Here is a 7,308-nt window from a genome sequence, read left to right as displayed (position 1 = left end):
CAGCTGGGCCTTGGGTGCCGCCGGGGCGGCGGGCGCGGTGTCGGCCGGGGCGGCGGCCGTGGGCGCGGCCTCGCGGTCGCAGGCGGCCAGGCCCAGCGACAGGCTGGCGGCAATGGCAAGCATCAGGGTGGGGCGGCGCAGCTTGGACATGCAACTTCTCAGGCAACGGGAAAACCCCAAGTCTAAACCCGTGGTTGCGGCCGCAACTGCCCTTGTGTGGCGGGAGTTGTGGCCGGTTGTGGTATCGCCAGTAATGTGAATACGGTCACAGACCTTCCCGCATGCGCCGGCCTGGTGCATGCTGGACCGGTACAGGCGCGCCAAGGCCTGGCCGACGGGGAATCGGCCTGGCCAGCATCAAGAAATTGAGACATTGGCCGCTCTCGTCTGAAGAACCCGGGAACTGTTTTCATGTCGTCAGCTGCGTGGGGGAGTGTCAGGCAATGCCCGCGATGAAACGCGCCCTGGCGCGTCCCTTGCGGACCTTGGTGTGGCTGGGCATTGGCCTGGGCATGCTGCTGGCCGTCGGCCTGTCGATCATGCTGGTCAACGACTACCAGCGCCGCCAGGAGGCCGCCCAGCGCCAGAGCACGGCCATTTCCGCCGGCACCCAGCGCCTGCTGCGGCTGGAACTGCGCAATCTGGAACGCGCCATGCGCGGCATTGCCGCCGACGGCGCGCAGCTGTTCGAGCGGGTGCCGACCCAGGCCCCGGATCTGCTCGATGAGTCGGTGCGTGGCGTGCTGCAACGCCACCAGGAACTGGAAAGCATCGTGGTGGTGGACGAGTTCGGTCGCGCGCTCACCAGCGGCAGCGGCGACCTCTACCTGCCGTTGTGGGTGGTGGACAGCAACCGCGGCGAGCACAGCCGGTTGTACCTGGGACCGCCTCAGCAGGCCCCCGGCCAGGGCTGGGTGCTTCCGCTGGCGCTGCGCATGGGCGAAAACCGCTGGCTGCTCAGCCGGCTGCGTACCAGCGAACTGCAGACCATCATCAATGGCCTGGACGTGGGCCGAGACGGGGTGATCTCGATCACCGACGGCGGTGGCTACATGCTGGCGCGCAGCCCGGACCGGGCTGCGGCGATCGGCAAGCGGTTCGGCCTGAAGCACCGCGACCGTCTCGGCCGCGACGCGGTGGTGCCGCTGGGCATCGAACACAGCCCGGTGGACAACGTGGAGCGCATCTCCACGCTGACTACGCTGGGCGACTACCCGCTGGGTGTCTACGCCGGCCTCGGTCGCCGCGACGTGCTGGCGGCGTGGTGGCCCTACGTGTGGGCGTCGGTGGGACTGATCGTGCTGTACTGGGGCGCGTTCGCGCTGGTGTACCTGAGCCTGCGCCGCGCCACCCGCCGCCAGCATGCGATGAGCGAGGAACTGCGCACCGGCCATGCCGAGTTGCACATGGCCCACCAGATCGCGCAGATCTGTACCTGGACGGTCGACGAGGACGCCTCGCTGCTGCGTTGGTCGCCGATGGCGCAGCAGATCTTCCACATTCCCATCGACAGCCTGCCGGTGGCCGACTTCTTTGCGCGCGTGCACCGCGAGGACGCGCAGCGCCTGCAGGATGCCTTCCACGTCGCATTCGCCAACAACGGCGTGCTTGATGAAATGTTTCGGCTGGTGCTGCCGGGCGGCAAGGTGCGCTGGCTGTCCGCACGCGGCCAGCAGGTGGATGGCGTGGAAGGCGAGCGGCGGATGATCGGCGCGCTCACCGACGTCAGCGACCGCATCGAGATACTGGCCCGTGCGCAGCAGGCCGAGCGTCAGTTCCGTCTGCTGTTCGACCGCAACCCGGCCCCGTTCTGGGTGTTCGATCCAGACACGCTGCGCTTCCTGGAAGTCAACGAAGCCGCGGTGCAGCAGTACGGTTACAGCCGCGAAGAATTCCTGTCGATGAGCATCCTCGACATCCGTCCGCGCGAAGGTTGGGACGAGATCCGCCAGGCCATCGCCAATGCGGGTCCGGGCGAGACCCACGATGCGCAGGTGCGGCTGCACCGGCGCAAAGACGGCACCGTGTTCGAGGTGCGCGCGCATCTGGCCCGGCTCGACTTCGACGGTCGCCAGGCCTGCCTGGTGCTGGCCGAGGATGTCAGTGAGCGGCTGGCCTATGAGCGCGACCTGGCGTACCACGCTACCCACAACGTCGCCACCGGCCTGCTCAACACCCGCGCGCTGGCCGCGCAGCTGGACGAGGAGGGCGGCAGCTACACGATTGCCTATGTGCAGTTCCGCGGCCTGCAGCTGGTGGCCGACACGCTCGGCCGCGAGGTCGGCGACGTGGTGCTGCAGGCGATGGCCAAGCGGCTGGGGGGACTCGGCGTGCGCTATGGCCTGCTGGCCTTCCAGCCGGCGGAAGATTTCATCTTCGCCATCCGCGATGACCACGAACGCCAGAGCGCGCTGGACACGCTGGTGCAGACCGTGTCCGAACCGGTGCGCGGGCAGGACTGGCTGCATCAGTTCGAGCCGCGCATTGGCGTGGCGGTGAAGTTCGAGGGTGATGTGATCAGTGCCGAGCAGGTGATCGGCATGGCCGCACAGGCCGCGCACGCCGCGCGCGACGAAGGCAGCGTGATCGCCTGGTACGACAGCACGGTGAGTTCGCGGCTGGCCGAGCGGCTGCGTCTGGCGGGGCGCATCCATACGGCGATCGACAGCGAGTTCCAGCTGTATTTCCAGCCGATCTGCCACGCCGCCGATGGCACCCCGGCGGCACTGGAAGCGCTGCTGCGCTGGCCGCAGGCGGATGGCAGCTTCATTCCACCGGGCGAGTTCATCCAGCTGTGCGAGGACACCGGTCTGATCCTGGCGCTGGGTCGTTGGGTGATCCGCGAAGCGGCGCAGGCGCAGCGGCAGCTGGTGGATGCCGGTTGGGACCTGCCCATCGCGGTGAACGTGTCGGCCGTGCAGTTCTTCAACAGCGACCTGGTGGCCGAGTTCAACCGCGCCTGTCAGGAATTCAATCTGTCGCGCGGCGCACTGCACGTGGAGCTGACCGAAAGCAGCCTGATGCGCAAACCGGCGCAGGCCAAGCAGACCATGCAGCGCCTGCATGAGCAGGGCATCTGCATTTCGCTGGATGATTTCGGCACCGGCTACTCGAACATGTCCTACCTGCAGCACCTGCCGCTGGACATCCTGAAGATCGACCGCAGCTTCGTCGCTGACGTGGAGAGCAACCCGCGCAACGCCTCGATCTGTCGCGCGCTGCTGTCGCTGGGCCACAGCATGGGCCTGACCATCATCGCCGAGGGTGTGGAAACGCCGGGCCAGCAACAGTGGCTGGCCGCGCATGGCTGCGACCAGGTGCAGGGCTTCCTGCTCGGCCGGCCGGCCCCGCTGGCCGATGTGATCGGACGGTTGGAGATCGAGGCGGAAGCGACCTGATCGGGGCCGGGGAACCCGGATCGCGGCTGGGGAACGGGATCGTGGCTGGGGAACGGGATCGTGGCTGGGAACCCGGACGGTGGCTGGGGTAACTGACGGTGGCTGGGGTAACGTAGAGCGGGGCTTGCCCCGCTGGGGCTTTACCGGTGGCCCAGCCGGGCAAGCCCGGCTCTACGGGTCCCCGTCATCCGTCGCAATCGCGACCCGTCCCCGCCATCGGTCGCAATCGCGGCCCGCCGCCACGCCCCGTTGTTCGTTCCACATCCGGAACGAATCTGCGTGATATTGGATATTTATCGCCATTCGTGACGGTAATAACCTGACGCCCTGGATCCCCCGGAGCCCCGCCATGTCCCGCCTGCCGTCGCTGTACATCTCCCATGGTTCCCCGATGACCGCCCTGAACCCGGGTCAGGTCGGCGTGCGCCTGGCCGAGCTGGCCGCGCAGCTGCCGCGCCCGCGGGCGATCGTGATGGCCTCGGCGCACTGGCTGACCTACCAGCCGGCGGTGGGGGCGCATCCGCAGCCGCCGACGATCCATGACTTCGGCGGCTTCCCGGCAGCGCTTTTCGCGCTGCAGTACCCGGCACCGGGCGACCCGGCACTGGCCGGCGAGGTCGCCCAGCGTCTGGCCGCAGCGGGCCTGCCGACGGCACAGGACCCGCAGCGCGGGCTCGATCACGGTGCCTGGGTCCCGTTGCGCCTGCTGTACCCGGAAGCGGACATCCCGGTGGTGCCGCTGGCCCTGCAACCGATGCTCGGTCCTGCCCACCAGCTGGCGCTGGGCCGCGCGCTGGCCCCGCTGCGCGACGAGGGCGTGCTGCTGATCGGCTCGGGCAGCATCACCCACAACCTGCACGACTTCCGCGCCTACCACAGCGGTGGCGAAGCGCCCTACGTGCGGCCTTTCATCGAATGGGTGGAACAGCGTCTGCAGGCCAACGACACCGAGGCGCTGCTCGACTACCGCCGCCAGGCCCCGTACGCCGAGCGCGCGCATCCCACCGACGAGCACTTCCAGCCGCTGCACTTCGCGATGGGCGCAGCGGGCGGTGAGCAGCTGGGGGCGCAGCGCATCGATGCGGGGATCGATGCCGGCATGCTGGCGATGGACATCTACCGCTTCGATGGTGCCCCGGCGTAGCGCCTGTCCGCCAGCTGTGCCGCAGGTCGGTGCCCTGTTCAGGTAACGGCACCGGTGTGGTAGTTTTTTAAGCATGCATACGATTGAAGTGGTACTGGCAATGCTGGTCGCCGTGGTGGCCAGTGGCTACCTGGTGCGCGTGTTGCCGCTGTCATTGCCCTTGCCGCTGGTGCAGATCGGCCTCGGCGCGGTGATTGCCGGCGTGTTCAACCGCGGCCACGCGCTGCAGCCGGAAATGTTCTTCCTGCTGTTCCTGCCGCCACTGCTGTTCCTGGACGGGTGGCGCATTCCAAAACAGGGGCTGTTCCGCGACAAAGGCGTGATCCTGGAGCTGGCGTTCGGGCTGGTGATCTTCACCGTGGTCGGTGCGGGCCTGCTGATCCACTGGATGATTCCGGTGATGCCGCTGGGTGTGGCCTTCGCGCTGGCCGCGATCATCTCGCCGACCGATCCGGTGGCGGTCAGCTCGATTGCCTCGCGCATGCCGATTCCCAAGCGGCTGATGCACATTCTGGAAGGCGAGTCGCTGCTCAACGATGCGTCGGGCCTGGTCTGCTTCCGCTTCGCGGTGGCGGCGGTGATGACCGGTACGTTCTCGCTGGCGACCGCCTCGCTGACCTTCCTGTGGGTGGCGGTGGCCGGGCTGGCCATCGGCGTGGCGGTGACCCTGGGCGTGTCCACGTTCCAGCGCTGGCTGTGGCGGCGCTTCGGTGAGGAGCCGGGCGCGGCGCTGCTGGTCAACCTGCTGATTCCTTTCGCCGCCTACCTGCTGGCCGAAGAGGCCAAGGCCTCCGGCATCCTGGCGGCGGTGGCTGCGGGCATCACCATGAGCTACGTCGAGCTGACCGGTCGCGTGTCCGGCAGCATGCGCGTGCAGCGCACGGCGGTGTGGAACATGCTGCAGTTCAGCTTCAACGGCATCATGTTCGTGCTGCTCGGCGAGCAGCTGCCCGGCATCGTTGAGCGTGCCATTGCCACGGTGAACGAAAGCGGGCACCACAGCGCGTGGTGGCTGCTGGTGTATGTGGTGGTGATCAACGTGGCGCTGGTCGCGCTGCGCCTGCTGTGGGTGTGGTTGTCGCTGCGCTGGAGTCTGCTGCGCGCGCGCCATCGCGGCGAGGAGCGCCCGGTGACCCAATGGCGGGTGGTGGTGGCGACCTCGGTGGCCGGTGTGCGCGGCGCGATCACCCTGGCCGGCGTGCTGACCCTGCCGTTGTTCCTGCCGGATGGCTCGGCCTTCCCCGCGCGTGACCTGGTGATCTTCCTGGCCGCGGCCGTGATTCTGTTCTCGTTGATCGGGGCCAGCGTGGCGCTGCCGCGTCTGTTGAAGGGCCTGCAGCTGCCGGCCGATTCCGGCGAACGCAAGGAAGAAGACCTGGCGCGCCGGCTGGCCTCGAAGGCCGCACTGGCCGGGGTGGAGCGCATGCGCCAGCAGCTGGTGCAGAACCAGAACACCGAGAACGTGCAGCTGTACAACGACGCCGCGGCGCGGGTGAGCCTGCTGTACCAGCGCAATCTGGAAAAGGAGCACGGCCCGGATGCGGACCCGGAAAAGGTGAAGCGGATGGAGCAGGGCTACCGCCAGCTGCGCAACGCCGGGCTCACCGCCGAGCGCGAAGAGCTGTTCCGGCTGACCCGGCGCGGCAGCATTTCCGATGAGATCTCGCGGAAGTTGATCCGCAATCTGGATCTGCTGGAGACCCGGCAACGGGAGTGACCGACGCACGCAACGGCATGCGTCGGACGGTGACAACGCCGATTACTCCGGCTTCTGATCCAGGTAATACGCCACCACGGTGCCCTTCACCTTCACCGTCATCGGGTTGCCGCGGCGGTCGCGCGACTTGCCGGCCTGCACGCGGATCCAGCCTTCGCTGACCGAATACTCTTCAACGTTGTCGCGCTCGACATCGTTGAAACGGATGCCCACGCCGCGCTCCAGCGCTGCGGCATCGTGGAAGGGGCTGGCGGGGTTGATCGCCAGATGGTCCGGAGGGGTATCGCTCATGATTCGGGTTCACACTGACGGCCACCGCGGCCGCCTTCAGGCGCACAGGATACCCGAGCCCCTGCTTTGGGAGGATTTCGCTTCCTGCGCCGGGTGTTGCAGGTCAGAATGCTGGCCTGTTTCCAGGAGTTTCCGGCCATGCCCGACAACAGCGATTATTTCGACTTCGAAGAAGACGAGCGCGATTTCGACGAAGACGATTTCGAGGCGCGGATCTGGAACCTGTTCGTGCTGATCAATCCCGGCGACGAGGAGCTGGCGCTGCAGCAGTTCAACCGCTGGCGCGAACAGCTGCTGGAGGCGGGGGAGTCCATCGACGAAGAGGCCGACTGGCTGCCGCCGCTGATGGTGGCCACCGCCTGGCAGTCGAGCTACGAGGTCGAGCGCGATGATGCCGACTCGCTGGTCTCGGCGGTGAACGAGCTGTCCGCGCGCTTCAATGTGCAGGTGGACTGGGGCGGTGACCTGGACGATGAGGACTTCGCGGAGGACGTGGACGCGCCGATGCTGATGGCTACCGCGTATGACCGCCTGCGCGAGCACAACTACAGCCTGTGGAGCGTGGATACCGGGAATGGCGGCCTGGCCGGCTGGATGGCGCTGAGCCGCGATGATGACGCGATGCTGGCGCTGTGCTCGTTGCTCGGGGTTGAGGTGCGTCCCGGGGCCGACCCGTTCTGACCTGCGGTGGGACCGCTTGGGCCGGCCAACGGCCGGCGCTACCAAATCCGCATTCGCACCGGTGACCCCGGTAGCGC

General features: G+C 67.7%; 5 protein-coding genes. 4 read left to right on the top strand and 1 reads right to left on the bottom strand.

What is annotated here, in order from left to right; all coding sequences use genetic code 11:
• Positions 1–443: 443 nt before the first annotated feature.
• From QMX83_RS18885 to QMX83_RS18875, 3 genes are all read left to right on the top strand, one after another.
• Positions 444–3,398: an EAL domain-containing protein gene (locus QMX83_RS18885; protein WP_282298181.1), complete on the top strand. Its 2,955-nt coding sequence runs from the start codon at positions 444–446 to the stop codon at positions 3,396–3,398.
• 349 nt (positions 3,399–3,747) lie between these two features.
• Complete coding sequence (locus QMX83_RS18880) at positions 3,748–4,542, top strand: class III extradiol ring-cleavage dioxygenase (RefSeq protein WP_282298180.1); 795 nt, start codon at positions 3,748–3,750, stop codon at positions 4,540–4,542.
• Between the two features lie 73 nt (positions 4,543–4,615).
• Complete coding sequence (locus QMX83_RS18875) at positions 4,616–6,259, top strand: Na+/H+ antiporter (protein ID WP_282298179.1); 1,644 nt, start codon at positions 4,616–4,618, stop codon at positions 6,257–6,259.
• Between the two features lie 42 nt (positions 6,260–6,301).
• Here QMX83_RS18875 and QMX83_RS18870 read toward each other — a convergent pair whose 3' ends face one another.
• Complete coding sequence (locus tag QMX83_RS18870; RefSeq protein WP_125361103.1) at positions 6,302–6,550, bottom strand: DUF3297 family protein; 249 nt, start codon at positions 6,548–6,550, stop codon at positions 6,302–6,304.
• Between the two features lie 138 nt (positions 6,551–6,688).
• Here QMX83_RS18870 and QMX83_RS18865 point away from each other — a divergent pair, with 138 nt between their 5' ends.
• Positions 6,689–7,231 (top strand): hypothetical protein, encoded by a 543-nt coding sequence (locus QMX83_RS18865; protein ID WP_282298178.1) that lies wholly within the window; start codon positions 6,689–6,691, stop codon positions 7,229–7,231.
• Positions 7,232–7,308: the final 77 nt, after the last annotated feature.

It is taken from the genome of Stenotrophomonas sp. PS02289, assembly GCF_029960115.1.
Taxonomy (GTDB): domain Bacteria; phylum Pseudomonadota; class Gammaproteobacteria; order Xanthomonadales; family Xanthomonadaceae; genus Stenotrophomonas.
Note: the sequence above shows the minus strand (reverse complement) of the source record. Positions and strands in the feature narration are given on the sequence as shown.

Bases quoted from the DNA above. Each gene is read 5' to 3' on its own strand.
- QMX83_RS18870 (WP_125361103.1), bottom strand. From the start codon at position 6,550: ATGAGCGATACCCCTCCGGACCATCTGGCGATCAACCCCGCCAGCCCC.
- QMX83_RS18875 (WP_282298179.1), top strand. From the start codon at position 4,616: ATGCATACGATTGAAGTGGTACTGGCAATGCTGGTCGCCGTGGTGGCC.
- QMX83_RS18880 (WP_282298180.1), top strand. From the start codon at position 3,748: ATGTCCCGCCTGCCGTCGCTGTACATCTCCCATGGTTCCCCGATGACC.
- QMX83_RS18885 (WP_282298181.1), top strand. From the start codon at position 444: ATGCCCGCGATGAAACGCGCCCTGGCGCGTCCCTTGCGGACCTTGGTG.
- QMX83_RS18865 (WP_282298178.1), top strand. From the start codon at position 6,689: ATGCCCGACAACAGCGATTATTTCGACTTCGAAGAAGACGAGCGCGAT.